General features: G+C 55.0%; 20 protein-coding genes and 1 tRNA gene. 9 read left to right on the forward strand and 12 right to left on the reverse strand.

The window, feature by feature from the left end; all coding sequences use genetic code 11:
* Window positions 1–57: 57 nt before the first annotated feature.
* Window positions 58–546, forward strand: a complete 489-nt coding sequence (locus FKW19_RS04945) for a hypothetical protein (RefSeq protein WP_231621245.1) — start codon at window positions 58–60, stop codon at window positions 544–546.
* A 263-nt stretch (window positions 547–809) separates the two neighbouring features.
* Here the strand turns inward: FKW19_RS04945 and FKW19_RS04950 are convergent.
* Window positions 810–895 (reverse strand) — tRNA-Tyr (locus FKW19_RS04950).
* A gap of 184 nt (window positions 896–1,079) precedes the next feature.
* Here FKW19_RS04950 and panB point away from each other — a divergent pair.
* Entirely contained in the window at window positions 1,080–1,898 is an 819-nt protein-coding gene (panB, locus tag FKW19_RS04955; protein ID WP_089178791.1) for a 3-methyl-2-oxobutanoate hydroxymethyltransferase, read from the forward strand.
* 68 nt (window positions 1,899–1,966) lie between these two features.
* On the opposite strand, the gene FKW19_RS04960 is transcribed toward panB, so the two are convergent.
* Entirely contained in the window at window positions 1,967–3,058 is a 1,092-nt protein-coding gene (locus FKW19_RS04960) for an NADH:flavin oxidoreductase/NADH oxidase (RefSeq protein WP_089178792.1), read from the reverse strand.
* A 96-nt stretch (window positions 3,059–3,154) separates the two neighbouring features.
* On the opposite strand from FKW19_RS04960, the gene FKW19_RS04965 reads away from it, so the two are divergent.
* On the forward strand, window positions 3,155–3,487 hold the full coding sequence (locus tag FKW19_RS04965) for a helix-turn-helix transcriptional regulator (protein ID WP_089178793.1): 333 nt from the start codon (window positions 3,155–3,157) through the stop codon (window positions 3,485–3,487).
* A gap of 16 nt (window positions 3,488–3,503) precedes the next feature.
* On the opposite strand, the gene FKW19_RS04970 is transcribed toward FKW19_RS04965, so the two are convergent.
* The 7 genes from FKW19_RS04970 to argH form a co-directional block, all read right to left on the reverse strand.
* Window positions 3,504–4,487, reverse strand: a complete 984-nt coding sequence (locus tag FKW19_RS04970; protein ID WP_089178794.1) for a zinc-dependent alcohol dehydrogenase family protein — start codon at window positions 4,485–4,487, stop codon at window positions 3,504–3,506.
* A 116-nt stretch (window positions 4,488–4,603) separates the two neighbouring features.
* A complete protein-coding gene (locus FKW19_RS04975; protein ID WP_193561077.1) occupies window positions 4,604–5,338 on the reverse strand; it encodes a trypsin-like serine protease in 735 nt (244 codons plus the stop codon).
* Between the two features lie 16 nt (window positions 5,339–5,354).
* A complete protein-coding gene (gene galE / locus FKW19_RS04980; protein ID WP_089178796.1) occupies window positions 5,355–6,341 on the reverse strand; it encodes a UDP-glucose 4-epimerase GalE in 987 nt (328 codons plus the stop codon).
* Between the two features lie 87 nt (window positions 6,342–6,428).
* A complete protein-coding gene (locus FKW19_RS04985) occupies window positions 6,429–9,227 on the reverse strand; it encodes a DUF4175 domain-containing protein (protein ID WP_089178797.1) in 2,799 nt (932 codons plus the stop codon).
* Window positions 9,224–10,567 carry a diaminopimelate decarboxylase gene (gene lysA, locus FKW19_RS04990; protein ID WP_089178798.1) on the reverse strand — a complete coding sequence of 448 codons (1,344 nt, stop codon included), beginning with the start codon at window positions 10,565–10,567 and terminating at the stop codon, window positions 9,224–9,226. Before lysA ends, FKW19_RS04985 begins: the two co-directional genes overlap by 4 nt.
* 116 nt (window positions 10,568–10,683) lie before the next feature.
* Window positions 10,684–10,827, reverse strand: a complete 144-nt coding sequence (locus FKW19_RS15380; protein WP_162870717.1) for a hypothetical protein — start codon at window positions 10,825–10,827, stop codon at window positions 10,684–10,686.
* Window positions 10,828–10,831: 4 nt separating this feature from the next.
* A complete protein-coding gene (argH, locus tag FKW19_RS04995) occupies window positions 10,832–12,280 on the reverse strand; it encodes an argininosuccinate lyase (RefSeq protein WP_089178799.1) in 1,449 nt (482 codons plus the stop codon).
* Window positions 12,281–12,519: 239 nt separating this feature from the next.
* On the opposite strand from argH, the gene FKW19_RS05005 reads away from it, so the two are divergent.
* From FKW19_RS05005 to FKW19_RS05030, 6 genes are all read left to right on the forward strand, one after another.
* The gene (locus FKW19_RS05005) at window positions 12,520–12,840 is read left to right on the forward strand and encodes a hypothetical protein (RefSeq protein WP_089178800.1); all 321 of its coding nucleotides are present in this window, start codon (window positions 12,520–12,522) and stop codon (window positions 12,838–12,840) included.
* A 101-nt stretch (window positions 12,841–12,941) separates the two neighbouring features.
* Window positions 12,942–13,721: an N-formylglutamate amidohydrolase gene (locus FKW19_RS05010; RefSeq protein ID WP_089178801.1), complete on the forward strand. Its 780-nt coding sequence runs from the start codon at window positions 12,942–12,944 to the stop codon at window positions 13,719–13,721.
* Window positions 13,718–14,584, forward strand: coding sequence for a shikimate dehydrogenase (locus FKW19_RS05015; protein WP_089178802.1), 867 nt, complete (start codon window positions 13,718–13,720; stop codon window positions 14,582–14,584). The genes FKW19_RS05010 and FKW19_RS05015 overlap by 4 nt, the downstream gene beginning before the upstream one ends.
* Window positions 14,585–14,600: 16 nt before the next feature.
* Window positions 14,601–15,188, forward strand: a complete 588-nt coding sequence (gene coaE, locus FKW19_RS05020) for a dephospho-CoA kinase (RefSeq protein ID WP_089178803.1) — start codon at window positions 14,601–14,603, stop codon at window positions 15,186–15,188.
* Window positions 15,185–15,859, forward strand: coding sequence for a DNA polymerase III subunit epsilon (gene dnaQ, locus FKW19_RS05025; RefSeq protein ID WP_063353823.1), 675 nt, complete (start codon window positions 15,185–15,187; stop codon window positions 15,857–15,859). The genes coaE and dnaQ overlap by 4 nt, the downstream gene beginning before the upstream one ends.
* A 159-nt stretch (window positions 15,860–16,018) precedes the next feature.
* The gene (locus FKW19_RS05030; RefSeq protein ID WP_193561063.1) at window positions 16,019–16,537 is read left to right on the forward strand and encodes a hypothetical protein; all 519 of its coding nucleotides are present in this window, start codon (window positions 16,019–16,021) and stop codon (window positions 16,535–16,537) included.
* 25 nt (window positions 16,538–16,562) lie between these two features.
* Here FKW19_RS05030 and FKW19_RS05035 read toward each other — a convergent pair whose 3' ends face one another.
* The 3 genes from FKW19_RS05035 to rpe form a co-directional block, all read right to left on the reverse strand.
* Window positions 16,563–17,672 (reverse strand): glycosyltransferase family 4 protein, encoded by a 1,110-nt coding sequence (locus FKW19_RS05035; RefSeq protein WP_089178805.1) that lies wholly within the window; start codon window positions 17,670–17,672, stop codon window positions 16,563–16,565.
* 9 nt (window positions 17,673–17,681) lie between these two features.
* Entirely contained in the window at window positions 17,682–19,469 is a 1,788-nt protein-coding gene (locus FKW19_RS05040) for a heparinase II/III family protein (protein ID WP_089178806.1), read from the reverse strand.
* Between the two features lie 102 nt (window positions 19,470–19,571).
* Window positions 19,572–20,249, reverse strand: a complete 678-nt coding sequence (gene rpe, locus FKW19_RS05045; RefSeq protein ID WP_006116109.1) for a ribulose-phosphate 3-epimerase — start codon at window positions 20,247–20,249, stop codon at window positions 19,572–19,574.
* Window positions 20,250–20,314: the final 65 nt, after the last annotated feature.

Consider the following 20,314-nt stretch of genomic DNA (forward strand, 5'->3'; position numbering starts at 1 on the left):
TAACACCAGTAACACCGATAACACCGCAAAAACATATACCCGGAGGGCTTTCGTGTGGTGAGCCAAGTTCTTCGTGATCTGTTTGCTAGGGATAGCGATCCATTCCAAGTCAGCTTCTTGGTCAAGGAAATAGAAAGTTTGGGGGCGCATATTGTTCTTGCTGATGAGCAGCCGGTTATACGAGGTGACCGATCCGTAATCTCTCCCGATTTACTAGTGCGCCTCAAAGAAAATAGGGCACTCATTATTGAGCATCTGAAAGAACAGGCTGCTCATAGTGCGGAGAGAATGGAGGGCATAGAGCAAGAACGATCTGGCATCCGCAGAGATATGGAGACGGGCAAGCTGCATGTGTTTGGGAACCCCAGTTCCCAATGGTTAATGGCGCAAGGCTGGGAATGGGATAAGCATCGCCGCAGGTTTATGGCTCCCTATCCATTCGACAGGGAAGACCCGCATCCAAGTTGTATGATTGGAGGAGGCCCTAAATTAACTGATGATTATCCGGAACTGATGTTTGAGCCGCAGAACGAGCAAGCGGCATAGGTCTTACGCAGGAAAGCTAGACAGGGACTTCCATCATGGAGGTCCCTTTTTTGTATGGGGCGCGGTTACACAAGCACAGCATTACAGGCTTCAATTCTATAGGTGTCCGCATTTATTTAATAAATATATATCTCTCATGCAAAAATATAAGATACTGATTTTGTGAGTGTTTATGGTGATTGTTTTAAGAGGGGGAGTAAGAGGGGTAACGCTCAATAAGCGACCGCTATCTTTTTGTTTTTACTGGATATTTTTCAGGAAAATGGTGGAGGGAGTTGGATTCGAACCAACGTAGGCGTACGCCAGCGGATTTACAGTCCGCCCCCTTTAGCCACTCGGGCATCCCTCCGATTTGTTGAGCCGTGATCTAAAGGGTTGGAGGAGTGTTGTCAATGCTTTGAAGGGTATTCTTTTTCTTTTTGTGGTTTTGCTTTGCTTCGGCTCGTGGCAGGGCTGGACAGCAGAGGAGGATACAGGAAAGCTGCCCTCACTTTTGATCCATGATCCTGAATTGAAACAAGGAGAGAATACGCGTGAGCCGACATCAAACAGTCAAGCGGCACACACCGCGATCTTTAGCGGCGTTGGATGCTCCTATCGTGTCTCTTACCGCTTATACGGCCCCTATGGCCCGCTTGCTGGATGCGCATTGTGATCTGCTATTGGTGGGGGATTCTTTAGGCATGGTGGTGTACGGCATGGATTCCACTTTGGCCGTAACCCCGGAAATGATGATAGCCCACGGCCAGGCTGTTGTGCGTGGCAGCCAGCAGGCCTGTGTGGCGGTGGATATGCCTTTTGGCAGTTATCAGGAAAGCCCACAGCAGGCGTTCCGGGTGGCGGCGCAGATTATGGCGCAAACAGGGGCTGGGTGCGTAAAGCTGGAAGGCGGGCAGGAAATGGCCGAGACCATTCAGTTTTTGGTGCAGCGCGGCATTCCGGTTGTGGGGCATATCGGGCTTAAACCACAGGCCGTGCACGCGCATGGTGGCTTCCGCACCGTTGGCCGAGGCGATGAGGCCGAACAGATTCTAGCAGATGCACGCGCTGTGCAGGATGCTGGCGCATGGGCGGTGGTGATTGAAAGCACAATGGAACCGCTTTCCCGCAAGATCAGCGAGATATTGCATATTCCGACTATTGGCATTGGGGCTTCTCCCGCATGTGGCGGGCAGGTGCTGGTTACAGAGGATATGCTAGGGCTGTTTCCTGATTTTACACCCAGATTTGTGAGAAAATTTGCTGATCTGGGCAAGGAAGTTGAGCAAGCCGCCGCCGCATATGCTCAAGCCGTGCGCAATCGTAGTTTTCCTGGCCCGGCTGAATGTGTGGGAATGCCAGAGAAAAAATAAGAGCTTCCAGTGTTCCGGGCCACTTTAGAGTGAACCCGGAATACTGGAAATACAAAGGTAACGCCGTGTTACTGATAACGGGCCAACCACCACCCGTAAGAAGGCGGCAGCACATTTCCCGCATTTTTAACGTGTAAAGCGCGTGCGGCTTCATACGGCCAGTGCGGGTTGGCAAGGAATGGCCGCCCAAGTGTTGCCAGATCCAGCGCACCTGTGCGGATAAGCGCATCTGCTTGCCTGCCTTCGCTGATATACCATGAGGTTGTGACAGGCAGCGCGGCTTCCTGTTTTACGCGTTGAGCGTAAGGCGCCATAAAACCGGCACCCCACGGAATATTGGCTGTGGGGGTGGAAAACCCGATGCTGACATCCAGAAAATCCAAGCCTGCCCCTTTCATTTTCTGAACAAGGGTAATGGATTCTGCCAGCGTTTGTTCATCCTGCCCATCAAATTCAATCACGCCAAAGCGGGCGGAAAGGGGCAGGTTTTCAGGCCATACAGCACGCACGGCTTCCAACGTTTCCAGCAAAAAACGGCCACGATTTTCGGCCGAGCCACCGTATTGATCCGTGCGTTTGTTGGAGTGGGTGGACCAAAAACTTTGTGCCAGATAACCGTGCGCAAAATGCAGCATCAGCCATTTAAAACCGGCATCTCGCGCACGTTCTGCGGCACGCACAAAATCGGCTTTTACACGGACAATGTCATCCAATGTCATTTCCGTGGGCACGCGGGGCAGGTTGGCTCCAAATGCTACAGGTGAGGGCGCAATGGGTTGCCAACCTGCTGGGTCTGATTCTGGAATATGGTCATCACCTTCCCACGGCACGTGTGCGCTGGCTTTGCGGCCTGCATGGGCAAGCTGGATACCGGGCACTGCGCCTGCTTTGCTTATAGCCGCTGTAATAGGGGCAAAGGCAGCAGCCTGCTCATCATTCCATAAACCAAGGCAGCCGGGGGTAATGCGCCCTTCGGGGGAAACGGCTGTGGCTTCCACCACAACAAGCGCTGCACCGCCACGGGCGAGAGTAGGATAATGCACGGCATGCCAATCATTCGGCACGCCCTCATGTGCTGTGTATTGGCACATGGGGCCAACCACAATACGGTTGCGTAAGGTAATATCTTTAAGGGTATAAGTATCAAACAGTGTCGGCATGCGTAGTCTCCGTTACGGATCAGGTCTGCACGACCATTAGTTCGACTATAATCGAACTAATCCTGTAGGCAAGAGTTAAGGGCTCAAGCGCAACCCATGAAGCAGTATGACCATCCTGCGCCCGAAGCGTTCAAGTTGGCGGATATTCTGCACGCGCTGGCAGATCCTTTTCGGCTTTCTGTTGTGCAAAAGCTGATGCAGCATCAGCCTCAGGCTTGTGCGCCATTGCAGGATGGGCGGCCCAAATCTTCTATTTCCCACCATTTTGCGGTGCTGCGTAAATCTGGTTTGTTACGCACGGAAGTTGTGGGCGTAACCCACATGAACAGCCTGCGTTTGCAGGATATGGAAGCACGCTTTCCCGGCCTGCTGGCGGCCATTCTGGCTGCTGCGGAGCAAGAGGAAATGCCTGCTCCACAACCAGCCTGATATATTCATCTAGGGTTTAGGGCACCAGTACGGCGGCACCATCAAACCGACCATGCCGTAAATCATCCAGCGCCTTGTTGGCATCTTTTAGGGCATATGTAGTTGTGGTGGTGTGGATGCCGATTTTGGGCGCAATGGACAGAAAATCTAACCCATCCTGACGCGTAAGATTGGCAACGGAAACAATTTCACGCTCTTCCCACAAGGTATCGTAAGGAAAGGCAGGTATTTCGCTCATATGGATACCAGCACATACCACACGGCCACCTTTGCGCAGGGTTTTGAGCGCTGCTGGCACCAAAGAACCTACGGGTGCAAAAATAATGGTGGCATCCAGTTGTTCTGGCGGCAGCTCATCCGAACCTCCGGCCCATGTTGCTCCTAATTCACGCGCAAAGGCTTGCGTTTTGGCATCACCGGGGCGGGTAAAGGCGTAAACCTGCTTTTTCTGCCACACCAGAACCTGCGCAATAATATGGGCGGCAGCCCCAAAACCATAGAGCCCAACTTTTTGTGCATTTCCGGTTTTTGCCAAGGAACGCCAGCCAATAAGCCCGGCACATAATAGGGGCGCTACTTCTACATCAGAGCCTTCTTCCCCCAATGGAAAAGCAAAGCGGGCATCTGCTACGGCCATTGTGGCGTAGCCGCCATCCCGTGTATATCCGGTAAATACGGGATGGTCACACAGATTTTCATGATGATCACTGCAATAAAAGCAGTGTCCGCATGTGTGCCCAAGCCACGGAATACCCACGCGCTGCCCAACAGATAAAGAGGTAACGCCAGAGCCAATTTGGTTAATCCGCCCGACAATTTCGTGGCCGGGGATAATAGGTAGTTTGGGGTGTGTAAGGTCTCCATCCACCACGTGTAAATCTGTGCGACATACACCACAGGCCAACACTTTTACCCGAATTTCACCGGGGCCGGGCACAGGGTCTGGCACTTCTTCCCATTGCAGGGGCGTTTTGGGCTGGTGCAGACGCATGGCAAACATGGGAGGCTTCCTTTTTGCGGTATCAAACCTTGGTATTTTCTACCAGAATGAAAGATATCCTGCGCAGCAGAAAGTGAGATGTCTTTGATCTGCCGCAGTTTGCAACAGGGTTTTTGCTAGTTCTGGCTTAAAAGTGGCACAGCACGGCCACCGGCACCATTGGTGAATGCCTGCACCTGCACACCAATAACGTGCCACCCGCCCTGATCATGAAACAGTAAAGGTGCACCGCTGCTGCCATGTGTGCCCGCGCAATTATGCACCAGTAGCGTGTTACCGCCCCCATCTTGTGTCATATTCAAAAAATGGCAGTTTTGGTCAGCGGTAATAATATCAGGCTGGTTTTGCTCATACCCGCCCAATACAACAGGCAATCCGAGTGTAAGGGCCTGTAGAGGTGTATCGATATGGAAAACCTCGTTCGGCTTGGCGATAGCATGATCCAGAATAAGCGTGGCATGGTCTAACCCGCCACTATTGCCTTCCTGATCTGTTCTGTAACCGGGGGGGATAATAATTTGCACGGCACGGGCATGGGCCATGTAATGGTCACCCGTATAAGCACGCAAAAAATGCACGCTTTTAGGCCGCACAAACCCACGCACATGGCTCAGCCACAGGCAGTGCCCGGCAGTTTCCACCACGTTGGGTGCAATTAAAAAGCCGGTGCATCTGCTGCCCAGTTCTGTTTGCACACGCCCCACGGCAGACCAAGGCGGCTGCATGGCATCTACTTTTTGGCGTGGGTCTTGCAGCCCTACGCCAGCCAGATGCGTGCGATAGGCTGGGCCTTCTGCGTTGGCGGCATGGCTTACCAAGGCGGCGTGCATGGCAGCGGTAAAGGCCACCATGCAGGAAAAAAGAAGGTTACGCGCCATAACCCTGCGGGTGGTTTTTGCGCCAGTTAAAGGCTGTTTCCACAATCCGATCGATATCCGTAAATTCTGGCGCCCAACCTGTTGCTTCCATCAGGCGCGCTGGGCTGGCCACCAGGCTGGCCGGATCACCCGCGCGGCGTGGACCTGCCTGCCAAGGCACTTCCAGATTGCTCACGCGGCCAACGGCATCAATAATTTCGCGGTTGGAATTGCCGCGCCCTGTGCCAACGTTAAACACCACGCTTTTATCATTCAGAAGCGGCAGCACAGCCAGATGGGCGCGTGCCAGATCTGTAACATGCACATAATCACGAATACAGGTGCCATCTGGCGTAGGATAGTCCTCACCAAACAGCGTAAGGGCTGGGCGACGCTTCAGGGCAGCATCAATAACCAGCGGGATCAGATGCGTTTCAGGGCGATGGTCTTCCCCCGCACGGCCAGCCGGATCAGCCCCAGCGGCGTTGAAATAGCGCAGGCAGGCACTTTTTAGCCCATGAATTTTGTCAGCCCAGTACAGGGCGCGTTCCACCATATATTTGCTCTCGCCATACGGAGAGCCGGGGTTGATGGGGGCACCCTCGTTAATCGGGCCTTCCCCGGCAGAACCAAACAGGTTGGCGGTGGAGGAAAACACAAAGCGTTTTACGCCGTGGCGCACGCAGGCATCAATCAGCCCAAAACCATAGCCAGCATTGGCTGTCATGTACATCATGGGGTTTTGCATGCTTTCTCCCACCAAGGAGAGGGCTGCAAAATGCAGAATACCATCCCACGTGCCGGAGGAAAGAACCTTATCCAGACAATCAATGTCTGAAATATCACCTTGCACGAAGGTCGCCTGTTCTGGCACCGCGGCGCGGTGGCCAGTGCGCAGGTTGTCCAGCACAACAACGTCGTGCCCATCATCCAGCAGGGCAAGAACAACGTGGCTGCCAACATACCCAGCGCCACCGGTTACCAGAAAACGAGCCATACTCTCTTTTCGCTCCGTGCAATGTAAAAAGTCATACCCGGTTATCTTGCTGATAAGTCCAGGAAAGAGTTCGCTTCATTTCCGCCTTCAGAACGGCTTAAGCAAACGGTCAAGATAATCCAGTTCCTGCTGTGGGCGGGTGCGGTCTGAATCACGCCGCCGCAGTTCCTGCTCAATTTCTCTGGCGCGCTGGCGGGCCACGTTATCTGGAATGTGGGTAGAATCATCTTCGGTCTGATCCTTGCCTTCACCCAGTTTACGGCCCAGCGGATCGCGCTTGCCGCTCTGTTTGTCTTCTTCCTCCTGATTTTCTGAGGAATCAGAAGGGGAGCCAGAGCCATTCTGGCCATCGGATGCACTGCCAGAACCAGAAGATCCATCAGACGGGCTGCTCAGAGCGGGCAAAAAGCTGGGGATACTGTTTTTGCCGTTACCCTTAACGGCATCCTGCATTTGCTGGCGTGTTTTGCGCAGGGCTTCCAGTGCTTTTTCTTCAGCATTGGCGGCGGCGGCATCATCCCCATCGGCCAGCGCCTTGCGGGCATCCTGCATGCTTTTGCGGGCTTCATCAAAAGCACCGGGGGTTTTGCCTGTCAGATACTTAAATTCGTCTTTCAACTCATCCAGCGCGTGTTCCAACGCATGCTGCGTGGCGCGCTCATTACGCCGGGCTGCGGCTTGTGCCTCTGCTTTTGCTGGGTCAGGCATAAGCGGTGTTTCAGGCTGCGAGGGCGGAGGTGGGGGTGCAGGCTGCGCCCCTTCCGAACCCGGAGGCATGGGCAGGCCCAAACGGCGCAACAGTTCGGATGTGGGCATGTTGGCGTAATCGGCCTCACCATCACCATCGTCTGCCAGATCACTTTGTTTCTGGGCCTGCGCTTTCAGGTTTTCATCAAGGCGAGATTGTGCATGATCTAACAAAGCGGTTTGTTTGCTTGCCAGATCATGTAGGGCGGCAGCCTGTTCACGCATTTTTTGTTGCGCCATCATCTGCTGCGCCAAATTTGCCATATCCTGTGGCGTGGCGTTGCGCATGCGCTCGGTGGCGTTTTCCATATCCTGCAAACGCTTCAGCGCTTCATCTGCATGACCATTGGAGGCATCGGACTGGAGTTGGCGCATCAGGCGTGAAAAGGCCTGATTCCCTGCACTGGTAAAACCCGGAAGATCAGGAATAACCGTGTGATCTTTCATGGCCTGATTTGCTAGTGCCTGCATTTTGCGGCTGATGGCGCTTTGCAGGGTTTTGAGTCTTTCTTCCAGTTCCTGCTGGGCTTGTTGTCCTTGCTGCCCATTTTCGTGCATGTGCTGAAGTTGCTGCGCTACGGCGGCTTGGGCCGCGCGCACATCAATGGATGCCTGAGCACTGGCATCATCCCCTGTGCGGCGGTCTTCTATATCCAGAGCTAGATCCCACAGCAGGTTTGTGGCGCCAGCGCGGGCGGTGGCCGTGTCCGTCAGGTTGTTATCCAGCATGGCTACCACGCTGCTGAGCGCCAGCAACATACCGGTATGCTCACGCACCGGGCCGGGGGCATCGGCCAGTGCCTCCAGATCTAATGCGGCATCCTGCCGACTTTCCTGCCCCAAAGCGAAGCGCTTACGCACGTCCAACAGTGCGCGGGCAATCGGGGAATGGAAAACACGTGCGCCCATACGGAATATGGCGGGGGCACTTTTGCCCTCATGCCCACTTACGGACGAGGCAATCACACGGCCGGTTACGGTTTCTCCTGCCCACGGATCTTCCGACAGATCGGGACTAATGGCACCTTTTACAGATTTGGGATGCCCAACAAGAGGAAGGGGAATGGTGAGTGTACGTTCTGACCCGTGTTTGGCGTGGGCCAGATGCAGCTCTACCTTAAGGGATGCCAGCCCATAAGCATGGCTGGCCTCATACGGCAGAAGAGTGCGCCATTCTTCTTTACGGGGAGAGCCGGGGTTTGGCCCCCATTTCACGCTGGGGTCTGCATCTGGCAGTACGGTTACGGGCCATTGGGCTAATGTTCGGCCGCGGCCTGTAAGGCGTACGGTGCCAGAATGCTCCAGCACCACATCCAGCTTCCAGCTATGGGCATCCAGTTTGTGGCGTGTGGCATCATGCAGCACCATGCCACCCTGTTCCCGCAAGGTAGGGTGTGAGGCCAAGCCCGTGACAATGGCAGTAAGATGGGCCCCTTGCGGCGTTTGTGGGGGTGTTTTGATATTGCCCAAAAAAACAGGGGCATCTGGCGCGTAAGTAGGTGGGGTTATCCATGCCTCTACACGCGGGAAGGGGACATCAGGATCATCCCGCCCCGGAATAAACCCAGCAAGGATACGCCCCGGCGCGGAGGAACCTGCAAGCCCGGCTGTGCCAGCAAGGGCTGCAACCAATACCCATGCCCCAATTTGCCGCGTGCGGCCTTGCGGCCAAAGGCGCGGCCAACCCACCCGCAGCCTGCCAAGTGATGCCAGAATACGCTGCTGATGCGCCTGCCATAAGGTGGCGGAACTTTGCGAGGATGTACCTGCGGGATGGTCTGTTAGTGTAGCGAGGGGGCGGTTGTGTAGGCCGGATGCCTGTTCAATTCGCCGGTCAACTTCGCTTGGGGTGGGGGGCGCAAGGTTTTCAATATCCTTGTGCAGTCGCCAGCCGCATAGGCTCAGCCATCCGGCCACCAGCAGCAGCCGGATGCCATCTGGCAGATGCTGAGGAATGCGTAGCAAAGAAGCTACACAGTAAACCCCCAGCAGGGCAAAAGTGGGCTGAAGCGCAGGCCACAGCCGTTCTATCCGCAAAACAATGGCGGCATGGCGGCGTGCGGTGGCAAGGCGCTCCGCCAGCGCTCCATCCTCAGCGGTGGAGGCGGTCAGGGATTGGTGCAGACCGCCTTGGTTCATGTGGCTTTGGCAAGGTGGGAGGGCACAGTTTCATCCTGCCACAGTTCTTCAACACTCTGCCTTTGGCGTATCACCTGCCATTGGCCATCTTCAACCAGAACTTCTGCAGCAAGCGGGCGGCTGTTGTAAGTGGAACTCATAACCGCACCATACGCGCCTGTATCCAGCAGGGCTATACGTGCATTGCGGGCCAGCGGGGGCAAAAGCCTATCCCGCGCAAATGTATCTCCACTTTCACACACAGGGCCGACCACATGGGCCAAGGAAACAGGTTGGCTGAACGCCTGCGGTGCAAGTGGTAAAATGCCATGCCACGCATCATACATGCTGGGGCGCAGCAGTTCGTTCATGGCCGTATCCAGCACAAGGAAAGGCACATCCATGCCTTGTTCCTTACGCAAGATCACGCTGCTCAGCAGCACACCAGCCGGGCCAATGGGCCAACGCCCCGGCTCAATTGCCAGCTTTACGCCCAGATCACCCAGTTCTGCCTTAATGGCGCCAGCTAGTGCTTCGGGCTGACCTTCGGTTTCATTGCGGTAGCAAATGCCAAGGCCACCGCCACAATCCACTACGCTTACGGCATTGCCAGCGGCGCGCACGGTACGCACCAGTTCCGCCACGCGGGCATAGGCTGCACGATAAGGGGTGGTGGTTAAAATCTGGCTACCAATATGGGTGGCAAAACCAACAGGCCGCACGCCAGAGAGGGTTAACGCATGGGCATAAAGTGCTGCGGCATCTTGAAATGGAATGCCAAATTTATTGGCAGCCAAGCCGGTTGTAATTTTGGCGTGGGTTTTGGCATCTACATCCGGGTTTATGCGCAGGGTAATGGTGGCCTGCTTACCCAGTTTGGTGGCAATGGCTGAAATAGCTTCCAGCTCTTCTGCGCTTTCTACGTTAATCTGGCCAATGCCGTGGCTAATGGCCTGTTCCAGTTCGGCATCTGTTTTGCCAACGCCGGAAAACACAATGCGGCTTGCTGGAATACCGGCCTTTATGGCGCGCGCCAGTTCACCACCGCTTACAATATCCGCCCCAAAACCTTCCTGACCGATTAGGGTAAGAATGGCCAGATGATCATTGGCTTTCACGGCATAGTGGATGGAAACATCCAGCCCGGCATCCCGCATGGCAGCGTGCATCCGGCGCATACGCGTGCGCAGCGTACCCGCCCCCAATACCCAACAGGGTGTGCCAACAGAATCAGCTATGGCGTTTAGGGCCACGCCTTCCAGCATCAGCCCACAGGTAGGGCTAACCGTAAGCTGCGGGTGCGTTTGTAACAGTTCTGCCAGTGTTGGGTCGGCATCGGTATAAACAGGTGTTTCGGCCATGAGGCGTAAAGGCTCTGATTGCAAAAAAGGAGCAGGATGCCACACCAAGAAACTCTTGGCATGGCAGGTTATGCAGTGCGGTGCGCTATGAAACCCATATAGTGCGCACTGTGGTCTTATTCATCCGGCGGATACATACGCGGGTAAGAAATTTTGTTTTGCGGGCCGGGCTGATGCGGCGTGCCCTTTTTGCCGCACCCCGCTAGAGGCAAAAACAGGATAGTAGCCAGCGCAAGGCCAAAAATCAGGCGGTAGTTCATGGTTTTACTGCCCTGCTGTGGTGGGTTCTGCACCCAGAGCCTTCAGCCAGCGCTGAGCCTGCGCGCTGACGTTGCCGGATGCGGTGCCACCTTCGCTGGTGCGAGATGCAATGGAGGCATCTACGCTGAGAACCGAATAGATATCATCCGTAATGCCGGGTTCTTCTGCCTGCATTTCCTGCAATGTCAGATCTGCCAGCCCCACGCCTTTTTCCTCGGCTTTAGCAACCAGGCGGCCTGTTACGTGGTGCGCGGTGCGGAATGGCACTTTCAGCACGCGCACCAACCAGTCTGCAATATCTGTAGCGGTGGAATAGCCAGAACCTGCCAGTGCACGCATTTGGGCGGTGTTGGCTGTCATGTCCCGCACCATACCATCGCATGCGGCAAGAGAGAGGGCAGCAGCATCCGTGGCTTCAAACACGGGTTCCTTATCTTCCTGCATATCCTTGGCGTAGGCCAGCGGCAGGCCTTTCATAACCGTTAGCAGGCTTACAAGGCTGCCGGTGATGCGGCCAGTTTTGGCGCGCACCAGTTCTGCGGCATCCGGGTTACGCTTTTGCGGCATGATGGAAGAGCCGGTGGTGAACGCATCTGAAAGGCGGATGAAAGAGAAAGGTGAGGAGCACCAGATGACAATTTCTTCCGCCATACGTGAAAGATGCATGGCCATGATGGACAGTGCAGAAAGATATTCCAGCGCAAAATCACGATCAGATACAGAATCCAAAGAATTGGCGGTGGGACGGTCAAAATGCAGCAGTTCGGCGGTCATCTTCCGGTCAATGGGGAAGGATGTCCCAGCCAGCGCGGCAGAACCCAGCGGGCATTCGTTCAGGCGCTTGCGTGTGTCTGCTAGGCGGCCCCGGTCACGCGCCAGCATTTCCACATACGCCATCAAATGGTGGCCGAATGTTACAGGCTGTGCTGTTTGCAGGTGGGTAAAGCCCGGCATGGGGGTGGCGGCATGTTCCTCCGCCCGGCGGGCAAGGGAGCGCATAAGGGCTGAAACCTGTTGATCCAGCCCATCAATGGCATCCCGCACCCATAGACGAAAATCCGTTGCAACCTGATCATTGCGAGAGCGGGCAGTATGCAGGCGCTTACCGGCCTCACCAATACGGTCAGACAGGCGGGCTTCGATATTCATGTGAATATCTTCCAGCGCTTTGGAAAAGGGAAAGTTGCCAGCAGCAATTTCCTGCCCGATTTCTGTTAGCCCCTTGCGGATTGTGGCTTCATCATCCTTGGAGATAATGCCTACATGCGCCAACATGGCAGCATGGGCGAGGGAGCCAGCAATATCCTGCTTCCACATCACCTTATCAAAGCCGATGGAGGCATTGATGGCCTGCATGATCTCAGAAGGGCCACCGGCAAACCGCCCGCCCCACTGGACATTGGCGTTTTTCTGGTTTTCCGTTTCCGTGCTGTTCTGGCTGTTCAGAGACATTTTAGGCCCTAATTCCGTCCTGCTGCGTAAGATGTGCTCAGGCGTTGGCTTATACTGCCGCGGCGCGGATGCAAAGATGCCACAGTAATGTTGCGCGCCCTAGGGCGCAAATGCCGGTTTTGGCAAAGAGCGTGGCAGAGCCGATCCTGCGGCGGGGCTGTTCTGTGCATTGCAGTGCGGGAAAGGGCTGTGCCCAGCGGCATTTCTCTGCTTAAAAGCAAGTGAAATTCAGGGAGTTCATGAACATGACAACATCACACAAGCTTACAACCTTTGCCGTAATCGATCCCGGCCCGAATGTGCTTTTGGAAGTTATTCGCGCAGAAAGCCCGGTTGTGGCTGTTGAGCGTCTGGAAAGCAAAATGCGCGGCCCGGAATATGTGGCAGCCCGTAGCTACGATGTTGGCGGCGAAGAATCGCTGGATGGCGCAGATCCGGCCTATCTGGTGTACGAGCTGGATGATAGTGGGGTGGATGCAGAAGGCCTGACAGGGGAAGACGCAGGGCAGGTGCGCGCGCAGGCTGATCTGGCTGCGGTTGTGGTATCTTCCGCCAAATAAGTTTTCAAGCACGAATAAGAATGTTCTGCTGCATGGCGGAAAAGGCAGGCAATGCGTGCCGATCTTTCCGCCATGCCGTGCGATGCAGGAGGTGGAAAAGCATGTCTGTGGATCAGGTGCTGATGGCAGAAAGTTTTGTGGTGCATGGCCGGGATGAAGGTGGCCCCTTTGTGCTGGTAAGTGACCATGCAGGCCGTGCCATTCCGCCTGAATTGGGTGATCTGGGGTTAAGTGCGCAGGAACGTGCGCGCCATATTGGCTGGGATATCGGCATAGATGGCGTAGGCCGTAAACTGGCTGACCTGCTGCCTGCTGTGTTGATTGAGCAGGTGTATTCCCGCTTGGTGATTGACTGTAACCGCGCCCCCGGCCACCCAACCTCTATCGTGCAGGTAAGTGATGGCACAACAGTGCCGCGCAACCAGAATATCTCTGTGCAGGATCGGGCATGGCGGGAGCAGACAATTCTGCACCCTTATCACGCCCGTATTCGGCAGGAACTGGATGCCCATATGGCCGCAGGCCGCCAGACGGTGGTTGTGGCGCTACACAGTTTTACGCCATTTATGCATGGCAAACAGCGCCCGTGGCATGCCGGACTTTTGCATAATCATGATTCCCGGCTGGCCCGGATCATGATTGCACTTTTGCAACAGGATGGCTTGATGGTGGGGGATAACGAACCCTACGCCCTCACAGATACATCGGACTACACCATTCCCCAGCATGGTGAACGGCGTGAACTGCCACATATTGAAATTGAAATTCGGCAGGATTTGATTGCTGATGATGCCGGGCAGACCGAATGGGCCAATCGTCTGGCCCGTTTGCTGCCACAGGCATGGCGCCAGTTTTGTGAACAGTATGGAGAAAACGCATGACCGCCACAGATATAGCCAAGCCGCAGATTATTACAGGCAAGGCAAAGCTGGCAGGTGTTCTGGGTTGGCCCGTAGCGCATTCGCGTTCTCCGGTTCTGCACAATTACTGGCTGCGGCGTTATGAGGTAGATGGTGCCTATGTGCCGCTGCCGGTTGAGCCAGATGCGTTTGTGGCAGCCGTTCTGGGCTTACAGGCTGCGGGCTTTCGGGGCGCAAATGTAACCATTCCGCACAAGGAAGCCGCCTTTAAAATTGCCGATGTGCTGGATCATTCCGCCCAGCGTGCAGGTGCAGTGAATACACTTGTGTTTGAAGATGACGGCAAAATTCACGGTTACTCAACCGATGGCGCAGGTTTTGTGGCCAGCATGGAATCTGCTGGGTTCAATCTGCCTGAACAAGCGCAGGTTCTGCTGTTGGGCGCTGGCGGTGCTGCGCGGTCTGTTGCTGCCGCGTTACAGGATTGTGGCCTACGTGTTGCCGTGACCAATCGCACCCAAGGGCGGGCAGAAGAACTGGCAAAAGCCCTGCCGGGGCTGGACGTGTTGCCGTGGAATATGTGGGAAGCCCGCCTTGGCGCGTATAGTTTGCTGGTAAATACCACTTCTTTGGGGATGGAAGGCGGCCCGGATGCTGCGTTTCGTCCTTCTCTGGCACATGCGGCCAAGGCGCTGGTGGTAGCAGATATCGTTTATGTACCACGCGTAACGCCTTTGTTGGCAGAGGCGCAATCTGCTGGCCTACGTACTTTGGGCGGGCTTGGTATGTTGCTGCATCAGGCGCGGCTGGGTTTTCAGAAATGGTACGGTGTGAACCCGGAGGTGGATGCCGCAACAGAAGCTTTTGTGCAGGAAAGTTTCTAAGGGCTACGGTAAGGGCATGAAAATTCTGGGCCTTACCGGCGGTATGGGCATGGGCAAAAGCACTGTAGCCACGTTGTTGCGGCATGCAGGCTTGCCGGTGTTTGATGCAGATGCCGAAGTACGCCACTTGCAGGCAGATCATGGGGCAGCCTTGCCAGCTATCGCCCAACTGGTGCCGCATGCTGTGCAGAACGGGCATTTGGATAGAGCCGTATTGCGGCAAGCCGTTATAAAAGAACCGGCGCTGCTCAAAAAACTGGAGCAGATTATTCACCCCATGGTGCGGGCAGCACGGGCAAAGTTTTTGCGTGCGCAGCGTTTGCGTGGGGCGCGCTGTGTGGTGCTGGATATTCCACTGCTTTATGAAACAGGCGCTCAGCGAGAATGCGATGATGTTTTGGTGGTATCTGCCCCACATTGGGTACAAGCGCGCCGCGTGGCCAAAAGGCGCGGGATGCCTCCAGCCGAGGCTTGCAAATTGATTGCTCGGCAAATGCCAGATGCCCAACGCGTGCGCCAAGCGGGCAAGGTTATTCGCACCGGTGGCAGTATGCGGGAAACAGAACGGCAAGTGCGCCAGTTCATCAGGAGCCTGAGGGCATGAAAAGATCCATTCTGTTTGATACAGAAACCACAGGGCTGGACCCGGCAACGGGAGACCGGGTGATTGAAATTGCAGCCCTTGAATTGGTAGGAGACCTGCCAACAGGGCGCACTTTTCATAAGCTTATAGACCCGGAGCGCGATGTGCCGGAGGAGGCTTCCCGCGTGCATGGCTTTACGCGGGCGGATCTGGAGGGCAAACCCAAATTTGCTGAAGTGGCGGATGACTTCCTGGCCTTTGTGGGGGATGACCCACTCATTGCGCACAATGCCCGGTTTGACTTTGGTTTTATGAATGCGGAGCTCAAACGCGCAGGCAAAAAAACGCTGGGTTTGGACCGCATGGTGGATACGCTGGATATGGCGCGTGAGCGCTTTCCCGGCATGCCCAACAGTTTGGATGCCTTGTGCCGCCGTTTTGGCGTAGATCTTTCTGCCCGAACCACCCATAACGCGCTGCTGGACTGCAAACTGCTGGCTGATGTGTATGTGGAGCTTATGGGGGGCCGCCAGCACGGTCTTGGGTTGATGGCGGAAGATGGGCAACTGCCTTCTGTGATGTATGAAGGCCCGGTGAACCGTAAGGTTGTGCGTGTGCAGCCAACACCGCAAGAGCTGGCTGCACATGTGGCATTTGTTGCGGGCCTGAAAGAGCCGATTTGGGAACACTGACCGCACATTGAAACCGTGTAGTGAAATCTTGCGAAAAGGGCTTTGCAGGGGCGGGTGGGTATGCCATCCTTGATTCTACAAAACGTGACAAAACGTACAAAAATGTTTTGTCAGCCGTTTCCACCGCTTTTTACGCAACGGAAAAGGTAAGTTGTTTCAATGAATTCGGGGAGCCCTTTGATGCGTTCTGCATCCCGCCATTTTGCTGCTGCCTTGGCGCTGTGCGGAGCATGGTTCATGCCTGCGGGCGCAGAAACCATGCTTGGCCCGGTTACGGCAACAGTTACATTTAATACGCGTTCGGCGGATCTGGGTGTAGGATATACATGGGGCCGGGGTGTGCTGACATATGGCGGCCGCCAGTATCCGTTTGAAATCAAGGGTGCTTCCGCTATTGCTGTTGGGTATTCTTCTGGCCACAGCGTAGGCAAGGTATACAACCTTCAGCGTATTGAAGACTTTGAAGGCACATTCTGGGCGCTTTCGGGTGAGGCCACAGTGGGCCGTGGTGTTGGCGGCCTGCTGATGGAAAATAATGACGGCGTGCGCATCCGGTTAGATGAATGCCGTTCTGGGGGCCGTATTGCGGCATCACCCTCGCGTTTGACAATTCATTTGCTGGATAAAACAGGCACACCCGTTACAACAGCGCCGGTTGCCCAGAAGTCAGCTCACTAAATACATTACACCCACGCCTGATGGCTTAATGTGTCAGCAGGCGTGTGGTGGTTTGTAGAATTGTTTTTTCATTAAATAAGCGTAGAGCACGTTTTAGCCCAGCAGTACCCATGTGCTGGCATAAAGCTGGGTTTTGCACCAGCGTTGTAAGGGCTTCTGCCAGTTCTGCCGTAGTGCCGGGGGGCACAAGTAGCCCTGTTTCATGTGGCACAACCTGCTCGCGCGAGCCCCTAATATTGGTGGCCACAACTGGCAATCCGCACAACATGGCTTCAATAATGGACATAGGCAGGCCTTCAAAATGGCTGGGCAGCACAAAAATATCTGCTGCGGCCAATAAAGCCGGAATATCAGCCCGATAACCAAGGCATTTTAGTCGCGGGCCAAGTGCAGCTCGCGCTTTAGCAAGGTATTCATCCATATTGGCACCGTGGTCTGATGCCAGTCTTTCCCCCACAATCCATAATTCTGCATCTGGCACGCGTTCCATGGCGGCCAGGAGTTCTGGATACCCTTTGTGGCGCACAAGGCGAGAGACAACAATAATTACAGGCGTTTGCGCGGATGTGCCAAGTTCTGCCCGGATACGTGTTCTGGCTTGCGCATCTGGGTGAAACTGGGCTGGATCTCGCCCATTCCCAATTGCAACGGGGTGGGGGTGAACATGCAGGCGTTTGGCATCCTGCGCTTCTTCACGGCTGACGGTCAGATAAACATCAGTTATGCGCCCGCATAGAACTTCCAGCACCAATGCTAATCCGCGCCGTAGGTGAGAGCCAGGTTGGTTGAATAAAAAACCGTGGCACGTATAGGCAATGCGCGGCACGCCACACAATTTGGCTGCTGCCCGCGCCAGAATGCCACTGATAGGCATATGTGCATGCACCAAATCCGGCTTTTCTTTTTTTATAAGCCGAACAAGAGCCCAAAAGGCCCGAAGTTGCGCGGGCACAGAAAATGAACGGGCAAAGGGCAGTGTTTCAACCCGAAACCCCTCGTTTCTGGGGTGTTGAAGCAAAGGGCCATCCGCACAAACGCCTATCACTTCATGCCCTTCTGCCCTTAATTCTCGCATAAGGGGCAGTAGAAAATGGATGAGTGAAAAATCGACGTTTGTGATTTCCAGAATCTTCACGTCAGCCCATTACGCGTTTTTGAGGGAGAGCGACCAACGGATAGGTGGCTTGCTTGGAGCCTGCGGCACCGGGGGCGGTGGTAGCAGCGTGTTTTCCAAGCCATTGGCATCGGGGCCCGAAGGTTCTGCCAGTAAACCGGTTCCCACCTCTGGTACTTCTGGAGTGTGATCCATGGGGGAAATAGCTTCCGCAGGTAAAGCAGCTTCTTCTGCGGGGTGCGTATCCAAAGGATCGTGTGCTTCTTCCGCAGGCTGTTCTGCTACAGCCGGGGTGAGCACAAATTGCCGTGTAGGCTGGTGCTGTCCTTGCCCCAGATAAACGCTTTCTTCTATTTCAATATCAGCGTCAGACCAGAAGAACCATGTTTCTTCAGGCGTGTGTAGCAAGTAGCCATCTTCTTCTTGCTCAATGTTCACATCAGGGTGCAAGTGGAAGCGGATGCAAAGTGGCACCGGAATGCTTACATCTTCCAGTTTTTCTATGCCCTGTAGAACTGTGCCGTCTTTATCCAGATAAATCTTGCGAGAATACAGGCCACCACCTTGGGGCTTGTAGCCATCATGCGTCATGCTCAGGCAATGCACACCGTCTTGCACAGACATTTGGCGTGTGACCTGTGGTTTTTGCGAGATACCACCATTGGCATCAAACCGCATGGGGGTAAGGTCTGCCAGTTCCAGAACAGAATGTGCAGCCGGGTAGCGCAAGGCTTCTGCCCAACCACGTTGGATGCTGCTGCCGCAATTGACAATTAACCGTTGCCTGCCGGATGAAAATTCAAAGGACAACATGCCCGCATGCGCGCTGCTATCATAACCCGCAGGGGCAACCGTGGCGGCATCTGCAATCAGCAAGGCACGCCCATTGTTCAGGCGGGCAAAGCCAGATTCTGGCAGGCCAGCCGCCACAACGCGCGTGCGGGATGCGCGGTTGAGCACGTGTTCAATAAATTGCGGGTTTTGTTCACTGCTACCATTAAAGAGGGCCAACCCGCCATCACCATGCCGCATGGCCCGCAAGGCTGGGGCGCTGCGGTTGGCGGCATCCAGTACGCTGGTGGGTAAGGGTACGCGGGCAACCTGTAAAATATATAGCATTTCTGCCAGTTCGCGCACGCACTGCAACAGGTCTTCCGGGCAGCGGGTAATGTGGCCGCCATCGGGCAAAATCTGCTGGCTGATGGTGGCGTCAATCAAGCGCAAATAACGTGTAAGAAATTCTGGATAATCAGGTAGGGAAACCGCAACAGCCAACAGCCCTTTAAGGGCCGTAAGGGCACGCCAGCCTGTGGTTTCCTCCGGCATCAGCGCCATTATGGAGCGTGCTTCCATAATCAGCGACGCCATAAGCTGCTGGCGGAAGGAATCATCTGCCGAGGCCGCAAAAAATTCGTAACACCCAAGCCATGCCGCCAAGCGGGCACCAGTTATGGATGGGTCTGAAATAGGACGCTCCGCCGGGGTTTGCTCCATCCATTGGGCAACCAATGTGCGGGCCTTGATGCGAGCAGATTCAGCCCCCAGCTCGCGCAGATCCTGCAACCACGTAAAGCCTTGCAACCAGCGGCGATAGGCTTCTGGCCATTGGGAGTTATCCCATTCCCCATCAATCAGAGGGCGTTGGGTGCCTTCAAAAAGTGTCTGGTTGCGAACAAGCCGTTCACCCCCAGCAGCGTTTCCAGACCACAGATCCCGTAAAGCAACGGCAGGGGCTGCCGGTACGCGGGCAAACCCTCCCAACGGGTTGCGCATGGCATAGGCAAGGCGGGCTCCGCGGGTCCAGCGACGCAGGGGCATTGGAAGTTTAGAACTCCATCAAGGCAGGTGCAGAAAATTAAGGTGTGATCGGTTTATGGCAGAATATTCATGTGAAGAATGATTTATTTGCCGGATGTGGCTTTATTTTGGCTTGGCAACATGTGTGCGCAATGCAGCAATGGCGGCTGCATAATCTTTTTTTCCATATACGGCGCTGCCAGCAATAAGCACATCTGCGCCAGCATCTATGGCCAGAGGAGCGGTTGAGGCATCTATGCCGCCATCTACCGCCAGCCGGATATCACGCTCGCTTTGGGTGATCATTTCCCGAATACGCCGAATTTTGGGAAGCTGGCTGGACAGGAACTTCTGCCCACCAAAGCCGGGGTTAACAGTCATAACCAGAACAATATCCACCAGATCCAGCACTTCACCAATGGCTTCCGGCGGTGTTGCAGGGCACAGCACAATGCCCGGCTTGGCTCCTAGATCCCGAATACGCTGTAAGGAGCGGTGAGTATGTGGCCCGGCTTCAATATGGATCAGAATCTGGTCTGCCCCGGCTTGTGCAAAGGCTTCCAGATACGGATCTACCGGTGCAATCATCAGATGCACATCAAAAGGCAGGTCGGAACAGGGGCGGAGCGCCTTGACCACACCTGGCCCGAACGAAATGTTGGGCACAAAATGCCCATCCATGACATCCAGATGCACCCAATCCGCCCCAGCTTGCTTGAGTGCTGAAACTTCTTCTCCCAACCGGGTAAAATCGGCAGCGAGAACACTTGGAGCGATAAGGGGGTAAGATACAGGGCGCATACCCTGTTTATCGGCAATCCTACGCCCGTGCGCAACAGTATGTTTGCTATTTTTTCAAACAGTTT

Origin of the sequence: Acetobacter sp. DmW_125128, from assembly GCF_008704325.1 — a bacterium.
In the GTDB taxonomy this organism is placed as follows: domain Bacteria; phylum Pseudomonadota; class Alphaproteobacteria; order Acetobacterales; family Acetobacteraceae; genus Acetobacter; species Acetobacter oryzifermentans.

Excerpts from the sequence above, each read along its gene's own strand:
- galE (WP_089178796.1), bottom strand. The coding sequence starts at position 6,341 with ATGGCTCGTTTTCTGGTAACCGGTGGCGCTGGGTATGTTGGCAGCCAC.
- argH (WP_089178799.1), bottom strand. The coding sequence starts at position 12,280 with ATGTCTCTGAACAGCCAGAACAGCACGGAAACGGAAAACCAGAAAAAC.
- coaE (WP_089178803.1), top strand. The coding sequence starts at position 14,601 with ATGAAAATTCTGGGCCTTACCGGCGGTATGGGCATGGGCAAAAGCACT.
- FKW19_RS05010 (WP_089178801.1), top strand. The coding sequence starts at position 12,942 with ATGTCTGTGGATCAGGTGCTGATGGCAGAAAGTTTTGTGGTGCATGGC.
- FKW19_RS15380 (WP_162870717.1), bottom strand. The coding sequence starts at position 10,827 with ATGAACTACCGCCTGATTTTTGGCCTTGCGCTGGCTACTATCCTGTTT.
- FKW19_RS04970 (WP_089178794.1), bottom strand. The coding sequence starts at position 4,487 with ATGTTTGCCATGCGTCTGCACCAGCCCAAAACGCCCCTGCAATGGGAA.
- rpe (WP_006116109.1), bottom strand. The coding sequence starts at position 20,249 with ATGCGCCCTGTATCTTACCCCCTTATCGCTCCAAGTGTTCTCGCTGCC.
- FKW19_RS04965 (WP_089178793.1), top strand. The coding sequence starts at position 3,155 with ATGAAGCAGTATGACCATCCTGCGCCCGAAGCGTTCAAGTTGGCGGAT.
- dnaQ (WP_063353823.1), top strand. The coding sequence starts at position 15,185 with ATGAAAAGATCCATTCTGTTTGATACAGAAACCACAGGGCTGGACCCG.
- FKW19_RS05015 (WP_089178802.1), top strand. The coding sequence starts at position 13,718 with ATGACCGCCACAGATATAGCCAAGCCGCAGATTATTACAGGCAAGGCA.
- FKW19_RS05005 (WP_089178800.1), top strand. The coding sequence starts at position 12,520 with ATGAACATGACAACATCACACAAGCTTACAACCTTTGCCGTAATCGAT.
- FKW19_RS04985 (WP_089178797.1), bottom strand. The coding sequence starts at position 9,227 with ATGAACCAAGGCGGTCTGCACCAATCCCTGACCGCCTCCACCGCTGAG.
- FKW19_RS05040 (WP_089178806.1), bottom strand. The coding sequence starts at position 19,469 with ATGCCCCTGCGTCGCTGGACCCGCGGAGCCCGCCTTGCCTATGCCATG.
- FKW19_RS04960 (WP_089178792.1), bottom strand. The coding sequence starts at position 3,058 with ATGCCGACACTGTTTGATACTTATACCCTTAAAGATATTACCTTACGC.
- FKW19_RS04975 (WP_193561077.1), bottom strand. The coding sequence starts at position 5,338 with ATGGTGGCCTTTACCGCTGCCATGCACGCCGCCTTGGTAAGCCATGCC.
- FKW19_RS05030 (WP_193561063.1), top strand. The coding sequence starts at position 16,019 with ATGAATTCGGGGAGCCCTTTGATGCGTTCTGCATCCCGCCATTTTGCT.
- lysA (WP_089178798.1), bottom strand. The coding sequence starts at position 10,567 with ATGGCCGAAACACCTGTTTATACCGATGCCGACCCAACACTGGCAGAA.